Source organism: Shimia haliotis, from assembly GCF_900114415.1.
GTDB lineage: Bacteria > Pseudomonadota > Alphaproteobacteria > Rhodobacterales > Rhodobacteraceae > Shimia > Shimia haliotis.
On sequence record NZ_FOSZ01000003.1, the window covers coordinates 405,233 to 422,886 of the forward strand.

Sequence of the window (17,654 nt, forward strand, 5' to 3'; positions counted from 1 at the left end):
AAGACCAGGAGGCCAATCTATGCCCAAGCAACGTCTGAGTGTTGTCGTGACGCGACGCTTGCCCGAAGCAGTCGAAACACGGCTAAGTGAACTCTTTGACGTGCAACTGCGTGATGACGACAGTCCGATGAGCCGTGAACAGTTGGCGGAGGCCATGCGCGAAGCGGATGTTCTGGTGCCAACGCTGAGCGACAAGATTGACGCGAATTTGATCGCACAGGCCGGTGAGCGCTTGAAGTTGATCGCGAATTACGGTGCCGGTGTGGATCACATTGACGTAGCTTCTGCCCGCCAGCGCGGTGTTTTGGTGTCTAATACACCCGGGGTTTCGGCGGATGACACGGCCGATATGGCGCTGTCTCTTATTCTTGGGGTGACGCGCCGGATCGGCGAAGGTCTTGTCCGCATGCAGAGCGGCGAGTGGGACGGCTGGGCGCCGACCGCGTTGCTGGGCGGCCGCGTGAGCGGAAAACGTCTTGGCATCCTTGGCATGGGGCGCATCGGCACAGCGGTGGCGCGGCGGGCGCAGGCCTGTGGCATGCAGATCCACTATCACAATCGCAAGCGCTTACGCCCTGAAATTGAAGAACAATTTGAGGCGACCTATTGGGAAAGCCTTGATCAGATGCTGGCGCGGATGGATGTGATTTCTGTGAACTGTCCGCACACGCCGTCGACCTTTCATCTGCTCAATGCGCGGCGTTTGAAGCTGATGAAACCGGGTGCGGTGATCATCAACACCTCGCGCGGGGAAGTCATCGACGAAAACGCGATGGTGCGGATGCTCAAGTCAGGCGAAATCGCCGGCGCGGGATTGGATGTCTATGAGCACGGCGCGGAAATCCATCCGGATTTACGGGGCCTGGCGAATGTGGTTCTGTTGCCGCATATGGGATCAGCAACCATCGAAGGCAGAATCGAGATGGGTGAGAAAGTTCTCATCAATATCAAGACCTTCGACGATGGGCATCGACCGCCGGACCTTGTGGTTCCGGCCATGCTCTGAGCCTTGCGCGCCTTCGTTGCCATTGATTTGAGTGGGCCGGAGGCGGATGGTTTTCTGGACTTGCAGGATCGTTTGGCCGTGGGGCGGGCGTTGCCGGTCACGAATTTGCATTTAACCCTCGCTTTTCTGGATGAACAGCCGGAGGATCTCTTGCGCGCGCTGCATGAGGATCTTGCGGATTTGCGGCATCCGGCATTTGATCTCACCTTCCGCGGTGTTGATCTTTTTGGCGGGGCGCGCAGCCGTGCGTTGGCGGTTTTGGCCAATCCCGATCCGGTTTTGCAGAAGCTGCAAAAGGCCATAAAACGCAGTCTGCATCGCGTCGGTATTACGTCGGTATCGCGTCGGTGGCGTCCGCATGTGACCCTGCGCCGCTTCAAGGATGGCGGCCAATCACCCGAACGGCTTCAGGCGGCCATTGCACGCGGCGCAACGGCGGAAATCGGACCGGTGGAAGTCACGCGCTTTTCATTGTTTCAATCGACGCTCACTGGGGCGGGTGCGGTTCATGAGGTGCTGTGTGACTACCCTTTGCAGGTGTTTGGCAATGATGATTTTGACCAGGAGTGATCCTGCTCTAAGCTGATCCGGTATTGATCAGGAGCATTGTCATGATTTCACGGATTACAGCCTGGGCGTTGGCCTTCGCATTGGGAGCTACTGGCGCGATTGCGCAAGAAGCAGCAGACGCGGTGGCACCGGAAGTGGCCACGGAACTTGGCGTGCGAGTTCCGCCGATTTTGCGTAAGGCCGCCGAGAAAAAGCTCAAAGGTGAGCCCGTCGCGGCGAAGAAGTGGATGATCTCCGCTGCCCATCCGTTGGCCGTCAGGGCCGGAACCAAGGTTCTTGAAAATGGTGGCACTGCAGCGGACGCGATGGTGGCCGCACAAGCGGTGCTTGGACTTGTCGAGCCCCAAAGCTCCGGCCTTGGCGGGGGAGCGTTTCTGGTCTGGTATGATGCGGCAAGCGGAGAAGTCACGACACTGGATGGGCGCGAGACCGCACCAATGGCGGCGACTCCGACGTTGTTTCAAGATGAGAACGGCGAGCGCCTGAAGTTCTTTGAGGCCGTGGTTGGCGGGCGTAGTGTCGGCGTGCCGGGGACGCCGATGTTGATGGAGGTCGCGCATCGCAAGTGGGGCCGCAGCAATTGGCCGGATTTGTTCCTGTATGGCATTCAGCATGCAGAGAAAGGGTTCCCTGTTTCGCGGCGCATGGCGGCCTCGGTTGCGAAGGATCAAGAGCGGCTGGCGTCGCATCCGGCGACGGCCGCCTATTTCCTGCCAGATGGTAAGGCGCTGGCGGAAGGAGACATTCTCTTCAACCTAGAATACGCAAACAGCCTGCGCATTCTGGCGCGGCAAGGCGCTGAGCCGTTTTATACCGGAGAAGTGGCGGCAGATATTGTTGCGGCGGTTCGCGGTGCGGCCAAGCCGGGTTTGCTGAGCGGTGTCGACATGGCGCTTTATCAGGTGAAAGAACGCCCCGCCGTGTGTGTTGAATACCGTGCGCATGATGTTTGCGGCATGGGGCCGCCGTCGTCCGGTGGGCTGACGGTTGGGCAGATCCTTGGAATGGCCGGTCATTTTGATCTGGCAAAGATGGGTCCGGGCAGCGTGGATGCGTGGCGGATTATAGGGGATGCCTCGCGTTTGGCTTTTGCCGACCGTGGTCGATACATGGCCGACAGCGATTACGTGCCGGTGCCGGTGAAGGGGCTTTTGGCGCCGGAATACATCCGCAAACGTGCGGAAATGCTCAAGAGCGGCAAGGCGCTTGAGGATGTGGCTGCTGGATCGCCCGAGTATGATCATGCGTTGATGTATGGCAATGGGGCGACCTTTGCGCAGCCGTCGACCTCGCACATCTCGATTGTGGACAGCTATGGCAATGCGCTTTCGATGACCACCACGATTGAAAACGGGTTTGGCAGCCGCGTGATGGCGCGCGGATTTCTTCTCAACAACGAGCTGACGGACTTTTCGTTCCGAACCCACGCGCAGGGTGCCCCGATTGCGAACAGGGTAGAGCCCGGCAAAAGGCCGCGGTCTTCTATGGCGCCGACGATTGTGTTGAAGGATGGCAAGCCGGCTCTGGTGGTTGGCAGCCCCGGTGGCAGCCGGATCATAGGCTATGTCGCCAAGACAATCATCGCGCATCTGGATTGGGGAATGAATGTGCAGCAAGCCATAGATTTGCCCAACTATGTCAACCGGTTCGGCAAGTTTGATCTTGAGGACAAACGCTTGAAAGCGGGACTTGAGGCCCGCGGGTTTGAGGTGAATGTGCGTGATCTGAACAGCGGAATACATGCGATTTCGATCGGCGATGGCCTATTGGGCGGGGCGGACAAGCGTCGTGAAGGTTTGGCTTACGGACGCTAAGATCGCCGCCGGTCTGCTTGACCCCGCCTAGGGACGGCCTTACCCCTTTCGGCATCGCATCGAGAGGGGAGAGGCCGATATGGGAACTGCTGAAACATTGCCACGCAACGAAGAAGGTATTGCGGCGGCGCTGGGCGTTTTAAAGCAGCAGTTTGGTGAGGCATTTCATACCGGGCAGTCGATGCGCGAGCAGCATGGGCACACAACCACATGGATCGAGACCCAAGCGCCGGATGCGGTGATTTTTGCCAAATCCACGGATGAGGTATCGGCGATTGTGAAGGTCTGCGCGACCCACAAGGTGCCGGTGATTGCCTATGGCACGGGCACGTCGTTGGAGGGGCATGTGAATGCGCCGGCGGGTGGGGTCTGTGTCGATCTGACTGAGATGAATGCGATCAAAGCGGTGCACGCAGAAGATTTGGATTGTGTGATCCAGCCCGGTGTGACGCGGGAGCAGCTGAATACGCATCTGCGCGATCAGGGCCTGTTTTTTCCAATTGATCCCGGCGCGAATGCGTCGCTTGGGGGCATGGCCTCGACGCGTGCGAGCGGCACCAATGCGGTGCGCTATGGCACGATGAAAGACAATATTCTGGCGCTTGAGGTGGTGATGCCATCGGGCGAGGTGATCCGCACCGGCACGCGGGCCAAGAAATCGAGCGCGGGCTATGACCTGACGCGGTTGATGATCGGCTCGGAAGGCACGCTTGGGATCATCACAGAGATCACGTTGAAATTGCAGGGCATCCCCGAGGCGATGTCTTCGGCGCGCTGTTCGTTTGAGACCATTGACGCGGCCTGTCAGGCGGTGATGGCAACGATCCAGTATGGCATTCCGGTCGCGCGGATAGAATTGCTGGACAGCCTCGCAGTGAAAGCGGCGAATGCCTATTCCAAGCTGGATTTGCCCGAGCAGCATTTGCTGTTGCTGGAGTTCCACGGGTCCGAAGCGGGCGTGGCTGCACAATCCGAGATGTTTGGCCAGATCGCCGAGGAATTTGGCGGCAGCGGGTTTGAATGGACGCAGAAAGCAGAGGACCGCACAAAGCTGTGGCAGGCGCGGCATGACATGTATTGGGCCTCTCTGGCGTTGCGGCCGGGCGCGCAGGGCGTGTCGACAGATGTCTGCGTGCCGATTTCGCGGCTGGCGGAATGTGTGACGGCAGCCAAGGAGCGAGCGGATGAGCTGGGGCTGATCTCGACGGTTGTGGGCCATGTCGGCGACGGGAATTTTCATATGCTGCCGCTGGTGAACATGGACGATGCCGACGAGTTGGCCCGTGCGCAGGGTTATGTGAGTTGGCTCAATGATCTGGCGATTTCGATGGGCGGTACCTGTACGGGGGAACATGGCATCGGGCAGGGCAAGCGGCCGTATCTGCGCAAAGAGTTGGGGGCGGCGGTGGATGTCATGGCCGCGATCAAGGCGGCGATTGATCCGGATGGGATTATGAATCCGGGCAAGATTTTGTAGGCAATCCGCAGCTCGCGTCACGTAATCAGGTGGCGCCAAAAAAAAGGCCCCGAACGGTTGTTCGGGGCTTTGGTTTTTAGGCCCAGCTCCTTGGGGAGCAGCGGGAGTCTTTAACGGTAGACTTCGTCTTCGCCCGGGAAGGAGCGGTCTTTGACGTCTTTGGCGTATTGGTCCACCGCGCGTTCAATCGCGGGACCGAGGTCGCCGTAAACTTTGACAAATTTCGGCGTCCATTCGTTCAGGCCCAGCATGTCTTCGAGAACGAGGATCTGGCCGTCGCAATCCGCAGACGCGCCGATGCCGATTGTGGGGATCGGAACCTGTTTGGTGATTTTGGCCGCGAGCGGTTCAACCATGCCTTCTAGCACGATGGCAAAGGCGCCGGCCTCTGACACGGCTTGTGCGTCTTCTTCGTGGATGGCCCATGTGTCCTCATCACGGCCCTGGGTTTTGAAGCCTCCCATGACGTGGCTGGATTGCGGCGTCAGGCCGATGTGGGCCATGACAGGAATGCCGCGTTCGGTCAGAAAACGGATGGTTTCGGCCATGCGTTTGCCGCCTTCGAGCTTCACAGCACCGCAGCCGGTTTCTTTCATAATCTTGGCTGCGTTGCGGAAGGCCACGGCGGGGCTTTCCTCGTAGGTGCCGAACGGCATGTCGACGACCACGAGCGCTTTTTTCGTTCCGCGTACAACAGCTTTGCCGTGCATGATCATCAGATCAAGCGGCACGCCAACGGTGCTTTCCATGCCGTGCATGACCATGCCGAGGCTGTCACCGACGAGGATGAAGTCGGCGTATTTGTCCACGATCGCGGCAGTGTGCGCGTGATAAGACGTCAGAGAGACAATCGGTTCTCCGCCTTTGCGGTTGGCGATCTGTGGCACCGTGGTGCGGCGGATGGGGGTCTGTGTGCTCATGGTGTGACAACCCTTTGGTCAATCAGGAGAATGTCGCCGAAGGCAACGGAGATCATGATGGCGGTGGGGCCGGTAAGCGGCCCGTCGATGGGGTTCAGTGTCTCGGCCTGAACGATGTCCAGCCCTGTAAGGGTCGCGCGCGGCTCGGAGCTGATGGTGCCGGCGATGACCTTGTGCAGGTCGGCCACGGTGGCACCGGAGGCGGCCTTCTCGGCGGCGGCGAGGGATTGCGACAGGATCAGCGCGGCGGCGCGGTCCTCAGGCGTCAGGCGCACGTTGCGTGATGACATGGCCAGCCCGTCGGCCTCGCGCACGGTGGGTGCGCCGATGATAGTCAGGGGCATGTGCAGGTCTGCGACCATGCGTTTGATGACCTGAAGCTGCTGATAGTCTTTTTCACCAAACACAGCCACATCGGGCTGCGCGATGTTAAAGAGCCGCGCGACTACCGTAGTCACACCGCGGAAATGGCCAGGGCGCACAAGGCCGTGCAGCATGTTGGCCATACGGGTGGTTTCAACGATGGTTTCATCGCCGGCCGGATACATGGTGTCTACGTCCGGCATAAACACCACAGCGACGCCTGCAGCTTTGAGCATTTCGAGATCGCGGGCCTCGTCACGCGGGTAGGCGTCAAGATCTGCGGCCTCGCCAAACTGGCTGGGGTTCACAAAGATCGACACGACAACGGCGTCTGCGTTTTGAAATGCAGTTTCAACAAGGCTCATGTGGCCCTCGTGCAGGAACCCCATGGTGGGGACCATGCCGATGGTCTGGCCTTTGGCGCGCAGCGCAGCGATGGCGGCGCGACAGTCTTTAACAGAGCGGCAAACCTGCATTTTTCGCCTGTCTCCTTAGGAAGTGCAGAGGTGTGTAACGGGGGCGCTGCGGTGCAGCAAGGGTTTTTGCGGCAACGTCGCGTCGCAATTGATCAATCAAAGGTCGGCTGGACCCTGCGCGTTTTTGCGAAATTGATAGAGTCCGGACAAAGACCGGATTTCAGGGAGTCGCCAGAGCGATGAAAACCAATGTAAAAGCCCTTGTTGTTGGCGGCGGTGCCGTTGGCACATCGATTGCCTATCACCTTGCCAAAGCCGGCTGGGATGATGTGATGTTGATTGAGCGCGACGAGCTGACGTCGGGCTCAACATGGCATGCGGCGGGCTTGTTGCCGCTTTTTAACATGTCCTATGCGACCACCCACATCCACCAATACTCGGTCGACTTTTATAAAGAGCTGGAAGAAGAAACCGGCCTGAACGCCGGTTTTGCCGTTGTTGGCAACCTGCGCATGGCGCAGACGCAGGACCGTATGGACGAGTATATGCTCTATGCCTCGACCGCTGAGACCTGTGGCGTGGCTTATGAGTGGCTGAGCCCGGAGCAGATCAAAGAACGCTGGCCTCTGATTGAGACCGGTGACCTGAAGGGCGCGATCTATCACACCGAGGATGGGTATATTAACCCCGCTGACGTGACGCAGGCGATGGCCAAAGGCGCCCGTCAACGCGGCGTGATGATCGAGCGAAAATGGCAGGCGGATGCTTTCCACTGGAACGGCGACGCGTGGGAAGTGACGTTGACCAAGATGGTCGAAAAGGGCGGCAACCTGATCCCGAGCGAGGAGCAAGTTGTTGTGACCGCCGAGCATGTTGTGACCGCTTCGGGCAACCACGCGCAGCGCACTGCGAAGATGCTGGGCATCAAGATGCCGGCGATTCCGGTGGAGCACACCTTTATCGTCATGGATCAGGACCCCGAGTTGGTGAAATGGCGCGAGGCGGGCAATCCGGAGCATCCGGTTGTGCGTGATGCGGACAATGAATCCTATGCCCGAGAAGAGCGTGGCGGCTGGATCTTGGGCATCTATGAGAAAGGCGCGCCAGCGCGGTTTGAACATGGGGTGCCGGACAGCTTCCGTGCCGACCTGTTCCCGCTCGATCTGGACCGGATTGCGGATCAGTATATGGCGATGGCGGAGCGTGTCCCGTCCTGTGCCGAAAGCGGCCTCAAGGACGATTTCAACGGCCCGATCTGCTACACGCCGGACGGCAACCCGCTGGTTGGCCCTGCGCCGGGTCTGCGGAATATGTGGCTGGCGGAAGGGTTCTCCTTTGGCATCACCGCAGCAGGCGGCACGGGCTACTACCTTGCGCAGATGATGGTCGATGGCGAGGCCGAGATCGACATGGCGTCGCTTGATCCCAAGCGCTACAGCCAGAACTGGATGACCACCGAGTTCGCCGCGCGCAAGAACGAAGAGTGCTATGAGCACGTTTACATCCTGCACCACCCCGATGAGGAGCGTGAGGCGTGCCGTCCGTTGCGTACGGCCCCAGCATATGATCGCCAGAAGGCGGCGGGCGCCCAGTTTGGCTGGGTGAATGGTTGGGAACGTCCGAACTACTACGGCCCGCTGGACGCGCCGGATAATTTTGACCACGACAGCCGGTCGTTCCGCCGTGGCAAGTGGTGGCAGTATGCGGTGGATGAAGCCAAGGCGATCCGTGAGGGCGTGGGTCTGATCGATGCGACGGCCTTCACCAAGCATGTGGTCAAAGGACCCGGTGCGACGGCGTTTCTTGACTGGTTCACATGTAACAAGCTGCCGAAGGTGGGTCGCATCAACCTGACCTATGCGCTGACCAGCCACGGCACGACGCGCACGGAATACACCATCGTCCGCAATGGCGAGAACAACTATTATCTCGTGTCTGCAGGGGCTTGGACGGAATATGACGCGGACTATTTGCGCAAGGCCGCCGAGGACAAGATGGAGGAATTCGGCTACATCGAAATTCAGGATGTGACGACGCAGTGGGGTGTATTTGCCATCGCTGGGCCGAAGTCGCGTGATGTTCTGAACAAGGTGATTGTCGATGCAGATCCTGCGACCGCGCTGACCAACAAGCGCTTCCCGTGGCTGTCGGCGCGTCAGATCGAGTTGGGCATGTGCCCCGTCAACGCGATCCGTGTGGCCTATACCGGTGAGCTTGGCTGGGAACTGCACCACCCGATCGAGATGCAGAACTATCTTTGGGATCTGCTGACCAAGGCGGGTGCCGAGTTTGACATGAAGCTGGTGGGCGCGCGGGCGCAGAACTGGCTACGTCAGGAGAAGAGCTACCGTGCGTTTGGCACCGAGCTGGGACGCGATGCGACACCTGCGGAGGCCGATTTGCCGCGCTTCATCGATCTGTCCAAAGAGTTCCACGGCAAGGCCGAGATGGAAGCCAAGGGCGTTCGTGTGAAATGCTGTACGCTGTTGATTGACGGGCCGGAAGATGCCGATCCGTGGGGCCGTGAGGTGCTTTATACCGAGGACGGCACCCGCGTTGGGCGTCTGACGTCAGGTGGCTATTCGGTGGCTTTCGAGAAGTCCATCGGCATGGGGTATGTCACGCCGGAACTGGCGGTTGAAGGCACCAAGCTGAAGGTGAAACTTCAGGACAAGCTGTGGGATGCGACTGTCACCTGTGACAGCCCGTATGATCCGACCAACGCGACCATCCGCAAGGACGGTTGATCCAGTCTCATACCAAAAAAGAAGCGGCCTCTTGCGGGCCGCTTTTTTCGTTTGTTCAGAAGGTGCCCTTCTTGAGAACGCCGTCGCCGTCTTTGTCTTTGGTGGCGAACCACTCGCGCAGGGCTGTGTCCATTTCGGATCGCGTGACCAAACCGTCGAGATTGCTATCCATGTTGGCTCGGCTCAAGCCCGAGACCGCTCGCAGCAGAAAAGAGTTTTGCGAATCCTTGGCCGCTTCTGCGCGGGCTTTGTCGTAGGCAGTGTATTCGTCGGCATTGAGAGCGCCGTCGCCATCCGCGTCAAATGTTTCGAACACGCGGGAGCGCAGGGCCTCCATATCGCCCCATGTCACGGTGTCACCATTGCCTATGTTCCATTGGGACAGGTCTTCAGCCTGTGCGGGAATGGAGAGGGTGCCGACGAACAGAAGGCTTAGGAGGGAGGAGCGGCGCATGTGAAATCCAGTGTTATTGTCTAAACTGGAAATGACCATATGCGCCGATCGCAGCCTTGTCAGCCCGCGGAAAGCTCTTCGAAGCATTCGAGCGCTTTGGCCGCATACATCATGGCGGGGCCACCGCCCATCTGGATCGCCATGGCCAGAACATCGGAGACTTCTTCCTTGGTGGCGCCAGCCTGAACCAGTGCGGCGCAATGCAGGGAAATGCAGGGTTCGCAGCGGCTGACGACAGCCATGCCGAGCGCGATGAATTCCTTGGTTTTGATGTCCAGAACGCCGCCTTCCTTGACGGCTTTGCCCAACCCGCCAAATGCGCGGGCGGTGTCGGGGATGGCTTTGTTCAATCCGCGCAGTTGGCCGCGGGTGTCATTGATTTTGTCGGTCCAGCTCATCAGAGGCTCCTTGGAAGATTTGCGTCAGTTATATTCGTTGAGTGGAATATGTATTTGATGCAGATCAGATCAAGGTGATTGGCCCAAAAAACGTCGCCGACGCGAAAATGCGCAAAAAGGCTTAGGACGGCTTTTGCCAGAGAAGGGCGAGGTTGTTGGCCGGCATTTCATGCAGGTTGAGGGATGTAAGGCCGAAGCTCTCGCCCCATTCCACAACGGTTGCGTCCGATTTGTAGCCGATCTCGGGGTCTTGGGCGCGGAGGCTGTCGTCAAAGGATTTGTCCCCGTCAGAGACCAATACGTCCCCGCGTTTGAAGGGACCATAGATCATCAGGAGACCATCGGGGGCCAGCGCTTGCGCGGCTTCGGACACTAGGGTGCGGGCTTCGTCTTCGCTGACCAGATGCAAAAGATTGCACAGCGTGATCAGGTTTTGCCCTTTGTGCAGTACGCCCCACCCTGCGGCAGTGGCATCCAGTTCGACAGGCGGCAAGACATTGGGCAAGTCGGCCTCGACCAGATAGGCCGCAATGCTGGCGCGGCGGATGGGGTCGATTTCGGTGGGTTGCCACGTGACCTGAGGCAATGTTTGGGCGAAGTGTACCACGTGTTGCCCCGTGCCGCTGGCAATTTCCAGAGCGTTGCCCACCGGGGCGAGGTTCTTTAGCAGCGCGGCAATGGCGCCGACATTGCGGGCAGCCGAGGGCGCAAAGAGTTTGCCGTCGGGTGCGGGCGTCGCAACCGAGGCGCTGTCAGGCAGGTTAAGGCGGCGGGGCATCAGGAGAACCTTTGCGGGTTGAGAGCGTCGCGGGTTTGTTGGTCAAGCTCGGAGGGGCGTCCTGCGATTTGGTCAGCGACGTATTGGCTGGCGGCGGGGGCCGATTGGAAGCCATAGCCGCCTTGGCCTGCGACCCAGAAGAACGCGGCATCATCCGTGGCAGGCCCCAGCACGAGGTTGCGATCGGGCGAGAAAGTCCGCAGGCCGGCCCAGCTTGCGCTGAGTTGCGTGACGTCTTCGGTGACATACTCCTGATAGCGGGCGATGCCTTCAGCCAGAACCATGTCGTCGGGCCAAGCATCAAAGGGCGGCATTGGGTCCTCTTCGGCGGGGGAGACCAGCAAACTGCCTGCGTCGGGTTTGGCGTACCATGTTTCGTGAATATCGAGGATCATAGGCCAGCCCGACAGGTCATGCCCGCCCGGTGCGGGAATACGGGCCATCGAGCGTCGCAGGGGCGTGAAGCCGAGCGGCGCAATGCCGGCCATTTTGGCGATCTCATCGACCCAAGCACCTGCGGCGTTGACAAGCATCCTGGCGCTGTAGGTCTCGTCATTGGCCGTGATGTCCCAGCCCTGCGGGGTGCGGGTGATTGAGGTGACGGTCTGACCGGTTTTGACGCTGCCGCCGTGGGTGCGCACTTCTTTGGCGAAGGTCTGGATCATGCGGTCGGTGTCGATGTCGAAGGCGGCCTCGTGATAGGCGACCTGACCGACCGTGTCGGGGTTCAGAATTGGCACTTTGGCCAGAGCCGCGTCCATGTCGATGGGATCAACCTGGAAGGTGTCGCAGGCCTTGGCGAAGGCGTCCTGTTCCCCGTGGCTGGCAATAAACATAAGGCCGCGCGGCGACAGAAAGCCGCCGTGTGCATGGTGGAAGTACTCCGCGCTGGCTTTGGAAAGCGCGACGGTGCTGGCGAGGCCATAGTTGGATTCATAAAGCGCGGCGGAGCGGCCCGAAGCGTGGTAGCCAAGCGCCGGTTCACGTTCCAACAGGAGAGTGGAGCCAAGGGACGCGAGGCGGGCTGCGGCGGAGGTGCCGGCGATGCCGCCACCGATGACGAGAAAGTCGATCATGTTTCCTCCAGACGATCGGTTGCGGGGGGCGGGGCCGGAGTGAGCGCCCAGAGGCGATCATACAGCGCGTCGCCCATGTAAAAAGTCGTGGCGGCCAGAGATGGCGCAAGCTGTTCTTGGTTGCGGGCCGACAGGATCGGGCTGGGATGGCTCGTGTGGCGGGCGGCCCAGGTTGCCGCAAGCGTGGCGGGGTGCGTGGCCAATTCCGATGCGATTTCAGAGAGTTGCGCCGCCGCTGAGTGCATCCAGTCAACGCCGTATCGGGCGGCGTAGCGTTCGTCGGTGGCAAGGCGGCCCTCAGCCTGTGGCGCCTTGTATTTGCCTGTGAGAAGCCCACCGCCAAGCGGGGAATACGTGGCCGGAAGAATGCCGAGGTCGGCGCACATGGGAAGGATTTCGACCTCTGCCTGACGTTTTACGAGGCTGTACATGGGTTGCAGTACGTCGATGGAAAGGTCGCGTTTCTCTGCAAGGTTGGCGGCCTTAACAACTTGCCATGCGGCGAAGTTGGACAGGCCAACATGGGAGATTTTGCCTTCGGATTTCAGGGCGGCGAAACAGTCCAGCGTTTCGTTGAGATCGGTGTACGGATCAAAGCGGTGCAGATACAGGATGTCTACGTGATCCATATTCAGACGCTTGCGTGAGATGTCGAATTGCGTCCGCAGGTTGGCGGCGCCGGCTCCGCCGGTGTAACCCGCCTTGGTGGCGATCACGAGGCCGTCGCGGTGCGGCGCGATGAGCCTGCCGAGGATCTCTTCGCTCCGGCCATCGGTGTAGACGTAGGCGGTGTCGAAATGGGTGATGCCCGCAGCAAGGCAAGCGTCGAACATCGCGGCGCACGCTTGTTCGTCGGCGGTGCCGCCGAACTGCATGCAACCAAAGGCAAATTGGCTAGCGGGGGTTCCATCGGGGCTGGTGATTTGGTCTCTCATGGGGGCGACGTTGCCATGGTTGGCACGGCGGGGAAAGGGGGCTTTGTCCCGTCGCAGCAAGTGGCAACCCCTCCGGAGGGGTTTCGGCAAGGTGAGGCGGCGAAGGGGCCTGTTTTTATTGGGCCTCAGAGAGGAGCCATGCGATCACTGTGTCCCGTTCTGGCTGGCGGGTTTTGGGATGCAGGATGTGGAACGCATGATCGCTTGCGGGTGGTGTCCAGATCACTGAGAGCAAGCCCGTGCTGAGGGCGTCTTGCACCAGTAGACGGGGGGCGATGGTGATGCCCTGGCCGTTGGTGGCAGCATCAATGGCAAGAGCGGTCTGGTTGAAGGTGAAGAGACCCTCGGGGCGGGGCATGCCGTCGGATTCAAACAGGGTTTGCCAATGGGCGTGGCTGTCCTCGATGAGTTTGTGGCTGGCGAAGTCGGCGAGGGATTTCGGTGCGCCATGATTGGCAAGGTAGGCCGGACTTGTGACCGCGATCAGGTCGAGGGGGGCGAGACGTTGAGCATGCAGGGAGGGGTCTTTGGGCGGCGGGCCTTGGCGAATGGCAAGATCTATGCCGTCGCGCCGCAGGTCTGAACGTCGGGCGCTTGCATGGGTGCGCAGGGTGATCTCGGGGTGTTTGTCCGCGAAACTGGCCAGTCGAGGCACCAACCATTTTGCAGCCAATGACGGGGGAAGGGACAGCGTGACCGCGCCTTTGGCAGGGCGCAAGTCCCGTGTGGCGGTGTCGATGATTTCAAGGGCTTTGCGAATTTCTTGATGATAGCGTGCGCCGGAATCGGTAAGCTCCAGACCCCGTGCCAATCGCAAGAACAGCTTATTTTTTAGGGATTCCTCTAGATTTCGAACTTGCTGTGCCACAGCACCTTGCGTGAGGTTGAGCTCTTCAGAGGCAAGTCTGAAGTTCAGGTGCCGCGCGGCGGCATCGAACATCTTGAGGGCATTCAGATTGGGCAGGGACATACATAAGCCAGTAGATTTTCTATAGTCTTGGCGAAAAAGCATGATTGGTCAAGAGCGCCCGCGCACGACATGATCGACCAAAGCAAAGGAGTTTGGCATGGGTAAAGTAGCGATGATCACCGCCGGCGGGTCCGGCATGGGCGCGGACGCAGCGCGGCGATTGCACGCGGATGGGTTCGACGTGGCGATTTTGTCGTCCTCGGGAAAAGGCGAAGCCTTGGCGGAAGAACTGGGCGGTGTTGGCGTCACAGGGTCGAACCTTGAGGCCGCAGATCTTCAGGCGCTGGTGGATAAGGCGATGGCCAAGTGGGGGCGGATTGATGTGCTGGTTAACTCGGCAGGGCATGGTCCGAAGGGCGATATCATGGAGATCAGTGATGAGGACTGGCACCTTGGTATGGACTATTACCTAATGAATGTGATCCGGCCCGCGCGGTTGGTTGCGCCTATTATGTCCAAGCAGGGCGGAGGGGCGATTATCAATATCTCGACCTTCGCGGTGTTCGAGCCCGACCCGTTGTTCCCCACGTCTGGCGTGTTTCGGGCGGGATTGGCAAGCTTTACCAAGCTGTTTGCCAATAAGTTCGCCGGTGAAAATGTGCGTATGAACAATATCTTGCCGGGATTTATTGACAGCCTACCGGAGACCGAAGACCGCAAAGACCGCATTCCGATGGGGCGGTATGGCAGCGCGGATGAGGTGTCTTCTCTGGTGAGCTATCTGGCGGGTGAGGGTACTTATGTGACCGGTCAGAACTGGCGCATTGATGGCGGTTTGACAGGGCACTTGTAAGGAGATGGAAGCTGTCAAAAGACTGGACGTCGCCGGAGTGGTCAAATGGACTGCGTCGGCGGCGCAGATCATGGGCTACGGGGCGACGGCCTTTGGTCTAACACCATGGAATATTGCGTTTTTCCTGATCGGCCTCACGGGGTGGTTTGCTGTGGGCGTGATTTGGAACGACCGCGCGATCATGTTGATCCACGCGGTCGCTCTGGCTGCGATGATGGTTGGAATGGCCTCGAGCTAGTAGGGGTTGGCGGGCTGGCGGTTTGACGACAGTGAGCCCTGCCTTTCTTGAACCAAAGCCTCGATGGCGTCGGCGAGGTGGGATTCCTGTATGTTGTAATCTCCGGCCGCCACGCGCAGGCGGTGCGCACGGATCATGACGTCGGCATGCGAGCAGCCAAGGGGCGGTTCGAATTTGTAGCAGGCCAGTTCGATCAGCAGGCCCATAGGGTCGGTGAAATAGATCGAATCCATGAACCCCCGGTCCTTGGCGCCGGAATGTTTGATGCCTCTTTCGTCAAGCCTTTCAATCACTTGAAGAAAGCTCGCGCGGCTGACGTTAAAGGCCAGATGATGCACACATCCGGGTTCGGTCGGCGTGCGGCGCGGGTCCGCAGTGCGGGTTTCATTGGTGAAAACGGTGATCAGTCGACCGTCGCCGGGGTCAAAATAGAGATGCCCCTCGTTGGGATCATCAAGGTTGGGCTGGTCAAAGATAAAGGGCATTCCGAGCAGCCCTTCCCAGAAGTCGATTGAGGTTTGGCGGTTCGCTCCGGTGAGCGTGATGTGATGCACGCCTTGGGCTTGAATCTTGCGCATTGCGGGTCTCCCTTTTTAGAGAGTGTAGCGCAGCGCGATTGATCCGCGAATGGCCTTGGCAGCGCACGATCTGTGCGTGGTTGCGCAGGTCCGCGTGCCTGCGTCTGCGCCTTGGAAACGGCTGTCGGCAAAACGTCGGTATCGTGACGGTGTGCGTTTTTGCGCGTGGGCCGCTGGCCGCGACCTGCGCCGCTAGTAGAGGTAGGGCACAAATTTGGCTGTGCGGGCGGCATAGGATTTGAACGCCTCGCCATAGCGGTCGGCCAGATATGCGTCGAGCGCCGGTATGTGAAAGACAATGAAACTGGCTGTGATGAAAACGGGGATCGGTGCGGCGAGCCAAGAGGCCGAAAGCAAGGCCCATCCGGTAAAGAGGACCGTGTCGCCGAAGTAGTTGATGTGCATCGAGTAGGCGAAGAGGCCGCCGGTGTAGCATTTGCCTTTGTGGGCGGGGTCGCGCTTCCAGATGTGGCGTTGCAGCTCGGAGCCGGAGTTGAGGTAGGAGCCCGTCAGGATCAGCGCGACTGCGAAGGCGTCGAGCGGACCAAGTGGTGTGGCAGTGCCGGAGAGCCACCCTGTGCCCAGCAACAGAAACCCGCTTTCGAAAAGCGCCATGAAGGCGGATAGTCCGATGGCCTCGGAATAAGCTACACGGCGTTTGAGCAGAATGAAGAGCGTGATCATGTGGCGGCAGAAATAGAGCGCAGCGGCAGTAAACAGGAGCGCGGCACGGGTGGGGTCGGGCCAATCGAAGGGGCCAAAAGCGAGATACGCGCAAAGCATGAGGATTGCGGCATGCAGCGCGGCAAAGGCGAGTTTCGGTGCGATGGAGGGGGCGTGGCTGCGGTCTACGCCGCCGGAGGTAGATGTGGACATGACTTTTCTTTTTTAGACCAGTTGGACTATTTAAGGTTCTAGACGAAGTCGAGGAGATGTGTCAAATGATTTCGGCCAACTGGACGGAAAAGAGACATGCCCAAGATTGTAGACCACGATGCCTATCGGCGCTCCTTGGCGGAGCGCGCCGCCCGGCTTTTTTCCGAGTATGGATACGGCGCGCTGGGGATGCGCAAAATCGCAACGCATCTGGGTGTCTCAAAGAGTGCGCTTTATCATTACTTCCCCACCAAAGAAGATTTGTTTTTGGCTTGTACAAACCAGGTTATGGCCAACTTTGACCCTGACATCGTTGATCCGACCGCGTCTGAAGAGGAAAACCTGCGCTGCTTGACGGACGTCTTTCAAAAGGATTTCGCGTCGGAAATGGCGCTGACGTTTGACTATCTGCGGGGGAAATCGCAGGCGGAGATCGCGAACGATGAAGCGATGCAGCTTGCTTTGAAGGCATATCGCGATCTTGTGGAAAGTGTTGTGGGTCCAAGCCGGACAGAAGAGGTTCTTGCCGGCTTGTTCGGAAGCTTGATGGTGGCGTATTTTTCCGGACGGTGACGTCCGGAGAAATGGGTCATTCAGGCTGGTAGGGTTCTTCGCGCAATACGTGGCTGATCAGGATCTTGAAGAACAGGATCGGCAAGAACCATTCAAGGTGTAAAGCCGCCTCAAACACATAGAACGACAAGAGCAACGCAAGCACAAAAAGCGAAGCCGCGACCGGTCTTTGCAGGTAGAGTGGCGTCTTGAGGATCAGGGCGCTTGTCGCCAGCAAGAAGGTGTAGACGCCGATGATCCAACCAATGTCAAAGCCGAGAAACGCCCAGCTGAACAGGACAATCTGCATCAGGTGAAGCGCCACAAAGGACATGTGGCTCCGGAAGGTTTCTCCGGCGCGGAAATACCAGCGCTTGGCAGCGGACGTTGCGTTCGTGATCGCGCCGCCAACCATGTCGACGGACATCAACGCGATTGCGAGATATTGCCATACCGACCAATCAAACTGGTTGATGAGAGCAATTGCGATAACGCCAGCTGAGAATAGGAGTGGCGGGTAAAGCTGAAGTGCCTTTTCGACCTTGGTGGCGCCAGGGCCGATGAATTTGTCGATGCCGCCCCAAATTCCGGCTCTGGGAGCGGGGAAGTCCCAATCTATGCGCATGTTTTTCCTTTCGAAGTGATGAGGTCAATTCGCAGGTAGGTATGGAAACACGCCGTGTCAATTTTTTT

At 59.2% G+C, this 17,654-nt stretch carries 19 protein-coding genes; 8 read left to right on the forward strand and 11 right to left on the reverse strand.

The genetic code is table 11. The features are described from left to right. Positions 1-19 precede the first annotated feature (19 nt). From BM069_RS10205 to BM069_RS10220, 4 genes are all read left to right on the forward strand, one after another. The gene (locus BM069_RS10205; RefSeq protein WP_093323418.1) at positions 20-1,006 is read left to right on the forward strand and encodes a 2-hydroxyacid dehydrogenase; all 987 of its coding nucleotides are present in this window, start codon (positions 20-22) and stop codon (positions 1,004-1,006) included. A 3-nt stretch (positions 1,007-1,009) separates the two neighbouring features. After that, positions 1,010-1,576, forward strand: a complete 567-nt coding sequence (gene thpR, locus BM069_RS10210; RefSeq protein WP_093323420.1) for an RNA 2',3'-cyclic phosphodiesterase — start codon at positions 1,010-1,012, stop codon at positions 1,574-1,576. Positions 1,577-1,617: 41 nt separating this feature from the next. Beyond that, positions 1,618-3,390 carry a gamma-glutamyltransferase gene (ggt, locus tag BM069_RS10215; RefSeq protein WP_093323421.1) on the forward strand — a complete coding sequence of 591 codons (1,773 nt, stop codon included), beginning with the start codon at positions 1,618-1,620 and terminating at the stop codon, positions 3,388-3,390. Positions 3,391-3,469: 79 nt separating this feature from the next. Then, positions 3,470-4,867, forward strand: coding sequence for an FAD-binding oxidoreductase (locus tag BM069_RS10220; protein ID WP_093323423.1), 1,398 nt, complete (start codon positions 3,470-3,472; stop codon positions 4,865-4,867). A 110-nt stretch (positions 4,868-4,977) separates the two neighbouring features. On the opposite strand, the gene panB is transcribed toward BM069_RS10220, so the two are convergent. Further along, the gene (gene panB, locus BM069_RS10225; RefSeq protein ID WP_093323424.1) at positions 4,978-5,787 is read right to left on the reverse strand and encodes a 3-methyl-2-oxobutanoate hydroxymethyltransferase; all 810 of its coding nucleotides are present in this window, start codon (positions 5,785-5,787) and stop codon (positions 4,978-4,980) included. Beyond that, the gene (gene panC / locus BM069_RS10230) at positions 5,784-6,626 is read right to left on the reverse strand and encodes a pantoate--beta-alanine ligase (RefSeq protein WP_093323426.1); all 843 of its coding nucleotides are present in this window, start codon (positions 6,624-6,626) and stop codon (positions 5,784-5,786) included. The genes panB and panC overlap by 4 nt, the downstream gene beginning before the upstream one ends. A gap of 179 nt (positions 6,627-6,805) precedes the next feature. Here panC and BM069_RS10235 point away from each other — a divergent pair, with 179 nt between their 5' ends. Further along, a complete protein-coding gene (locus tag BM069_RS10235; protein WP_093323427.1) occupies positions 6,806-9,313 on the forward strand; it encodes a GcvT family protein in 2,508 nt (835 codons plus the stop codon). A 55-nt stretch (positions 9,314-9,368) separates the two neighbouring features. Here the strand turns inward: BM069_RS10235 and BM069_RS10240 are convergent, their stop codons facing one another. From BM069_RS10240 to BM069_RS10265, 6 genes are all read right to left on the reverse strand, one after another. Then, positions 9,369-9,767, reverse strand: a complete 399-nt coding sequence (locus BM069_RS10240) for an EF-hand domain-containing protein (protein WP_139216177.1) — start codon at positions 9,765-9,767, stop codon at positions 9,369-9,371. Positions 9,768-9,826: 59 nt separating this feature from the next. Continuing rightward, positions 9,827-10,165, reverse strand: a complete 339-nt coding sequence (locus tag BM069_RS10245; protein WP_093323430.1) for a carboxymuconolactone decarboxylase family protein — start codon at positions 10,163-10,165, stop codon at positions 9,827-9,829. Positions 10,166-10,286: 121 nt separating this feature from the next. Continuing rightward, positions 10,287-10,943, reverse strand: a complete 657-nt coding sequence (locus tag BM069_RS10250; protein WP_093323432.1) for a DUF938 domain-containing protein — start codon at positions 10,941-10,943, stop codon at positions 10,287-10,289. After that, positions 10,943-12,019, reverse strand: a complete 1,077-nt coding sequence (locus BM069_RS10255) for an NAD(P)/FAD-dependent oxidoreductase (RefSeq protein WP_093323433.1) — start codon at positions 12,017-12,019, stop codon at positions 10,943-10,945. The genes BM069_RS10250 and BM069_RS10255 overlap by 1 nt, the downstream gene beginning before the upstream one ends. Next, positions 12,016-12,954: an aldo/keto reductase gene (locus BM069_RS10260; RefSeq protein ID WP_093323435.1), complete on the reverse strand. Its 939-nt coding sequence runs from the start codon at positions 12,952-12,954 to the stop codon at positions 12,016-12,018. The genes BM069_RS10255 and BM069_RS10260 overlap by 4 nt, the downstream gene beginning before the upstream one ends. A gap of 115 nt (positions 12,955-13,069) precedes the next feature. Beyond that, positions 13,070-13,924, reverse strand: a complete 855-nt coding sequence (locus BM069_RS10265; RefSeq protein WP_093323437.1) for a LysR substrate-binding domain-containing protein — start codon at positions 13,922-13,924, stop codon at positions 13,070-13,072. A 97-nt stretch (positions 13,925-14,021) separates the two neighbouring features. Here BM069_RS10265 and BM069_RS10270 point away from each other — a divergent pair, with 97 nt between their 5' ends. Both BM069_RS10270 and BM069_RS10275 read left to right on the forward strand, forming a co-directional pair. Beyond that, positions 14,022-14,717, forward strand: coding sequence for an SDR family oxidoreductase (locus BM069_RS10270; RefSeq protein ID WP_093323439.1), 696 nt, complete (start codon positions 14,022-14,024; stop codon positions 14,715-14,717). Between the two features lie 4 nt (positions 14,718-14,721). Next, a complete protein-coding gene (locus BM069_RS10275) occupies positions 14,722-14,955 on the forward strand; it encodes a DUF6552 family protein (protein WP_093323440.1) in 234 nt (77 codons plus the stop codon). On the opposite strand, the gene BM069_RS10280 is transcribed toward BM069_RS10275, so the two are convergent. Together BM069_RS10280 and BM069_RS10285 are read right to left on the reverse strand one after the other, a co-directional pair. After that, positions 14,952-15,533, reverse strand: a complete 582-nt coding sequence (locus tag BM069_RS10280; protein ID WP_093323442.1) for a VOC family protein — start codon at positions 15,531-15,533, stop codon at positions 14,952-14,954. The genes BM069_RS10275 and BM069_RS10280 overlap by 4 nt on opposite strands. Positions 15,534-15,725: 192 nt before the next feature. After that, positions 15,726-16,409: a DUF1295 domain-containing protein gene (locus BM069_RS10285; RefSeq protein WP_093323443.1), complete on the reverse strand. Its 684-nt coding sequence runs from the start codon at positions 16,407-16,409 to the stop codon at positions 15,726-15,728. Between the two features lie 96 nt (positions 16,410-16,505). On the opposite strand from BM069_RS10285, the gene BM069_RS10290 reads away from it, so the two are divergent. Continuing rightward, complete coding sequence (locus tag BM069_RS10290; protein ID WP_093323445.1) at positions 16,506-16,982, forward strand: TetR/AcrR family transcriptional regulator; 477 nt, start codon at positions 16,506-16,508, stop codon at positions 16,980-16,982. 16 nt (positions 16,983-16,998) lie between these two features. On the opposite strand, the gene BM069_RS10295 is transcribed toward BM069_RS10290, so the two are convergent. Next, positions 16,999-17,586, reverse strand: coding sequence for a hypothetical protein (locus BM069_RS10295; RefSeq protein WP_093323446.1), 588 nt, complete (start codon positions 17,584-17,586; stop codon positions 16,999-17,001). Positions 17,587-17,654 lie beyond the last annotated feature (68 nt).

Bases quoted from the DNA above. Each gene is read 5' to 3' on its own strand.
- BM069_RS10205 (WP_093323418.1), top strand. From the start codon at position 20: ATGCCCAAGCAACGTCTGAGTGTTGTCGTGACGCGACGCTTGCCCGAA.
- ggt (WP_093323421.1), top strand. From the start codon at position 1,618: ATGATTTCACGGATTACAGCCTGGGCGTTGGCCTTCGCATTGGGAGCT.
- BM069_RS10220 (WP_093323423.1), top strand. From the start codon at position 3,470: ATGGGAACTGCTGAAACATTGCCACGCAACGAAGAAGGTATTGCGGCG.
- panB (WP_093323424.1), bottom strand. From the start codon at position 5,787: ATGAGCACACAGACCCCCATCCGCCGCACCACGGTGCCACAGATCGCC.
- panC (WP_093323426.1), bottom strand. From the start codon at position 6,626: ATGCAGGTTTGCCGCTCTGTTAAAGACTGTCGCGCCGCCATCGCTGCG.
- BM069_RS10235 (WP_093323427.1), top strand. From the start codon at position 6,806: ATGAAAACCAATGTAAAAGCCCTTGTTGTTGGCGGCGGTGCCGTTGGC.
- BM069_RS10240 (WP_139216177.1), bottom strand. From the start codon at position 9,767: ATGCGCCGCTCCTCCCTCCTAAGCCTTCTGTTCGTCGGCACCCTCTCC.
- BM069_RS10245 (WP_093323430.1), bottom strand. From the start codon at position 10,165: ATGAGCTGGACCGACAAAATCAATGACACCCGCGGCCAACTGCGCGGA.
- BM069_RS10250 (WP_093323432.1), bottom strand. From the start codon at position 10,943: ATGCCCCGCCGCCTTAACCTGCCTGACAGCGCCTCGGTTGCGACGCCC.
- BM069_RS10255 (WP_093323433.1), bottom strand. From the start codon at position 12,019: ATGATCGACTTTCTCGTCATCGGTGGCGGCATCGCCGGCACCTCCGCC.
- BM069_RS10260 (WP_093323435.1), bottom strand. From the start codon at position 12,954: ATGAGAGACCAAATCACCAGCCCCGATGGAACCCCCGCTAGCCAATTT.
- BM069_RS10265 (WP_093323437.1), bottom strand. From the start codon at position 13,924: ATGTCCCTGCCCAATCTGAATGCCCTCAAGATGTTCGATGCCGCCGCG.
- BM069_RS10270 (WP_093323439.1), top strand. From the start codon at position 14,022: ATGGGTAAAGTAGCGATGATCACCGCCGGCGGGTCCGGCATGGGCGCG.
- BM069_RS10275 (WP_093323440.1), top strand. From the start codon at position 14,722: ATGGAAGCTGTCAAAAGACTGGACGTCGCCGGAGTGGTCAAATGGACT.
- BM069_RS10280 (WP_093323442.1), bottom strand. From the start codon at position 15,533: ATGCGCAAGATTCAAGCCCAAGGCGTGCATCACATCACGCTCACCGGA.
- BM069_RS10285 (WP_093323443.1), bottom strand. From the start codon at position 16,409: ATGTCCACATCTACCTCCGGCGGCGTAGACCGCAGCCACGCCCCCTCC.
- BM069_RS10290 (WP_093323445.1), top strand. From the start codon at position 16,506: ATGCCCAAGATTGTAGACCACGATGCCTATCGGCGCTCCTTGGCGGAG.
- BM069_RS10295 (WP_093323446.1), bottom strand. From the start codon at position 17,586: ATGCGCATAGATTGGGACTTCCCCGCTCCCAGAGCCGGAATTTGGGGC.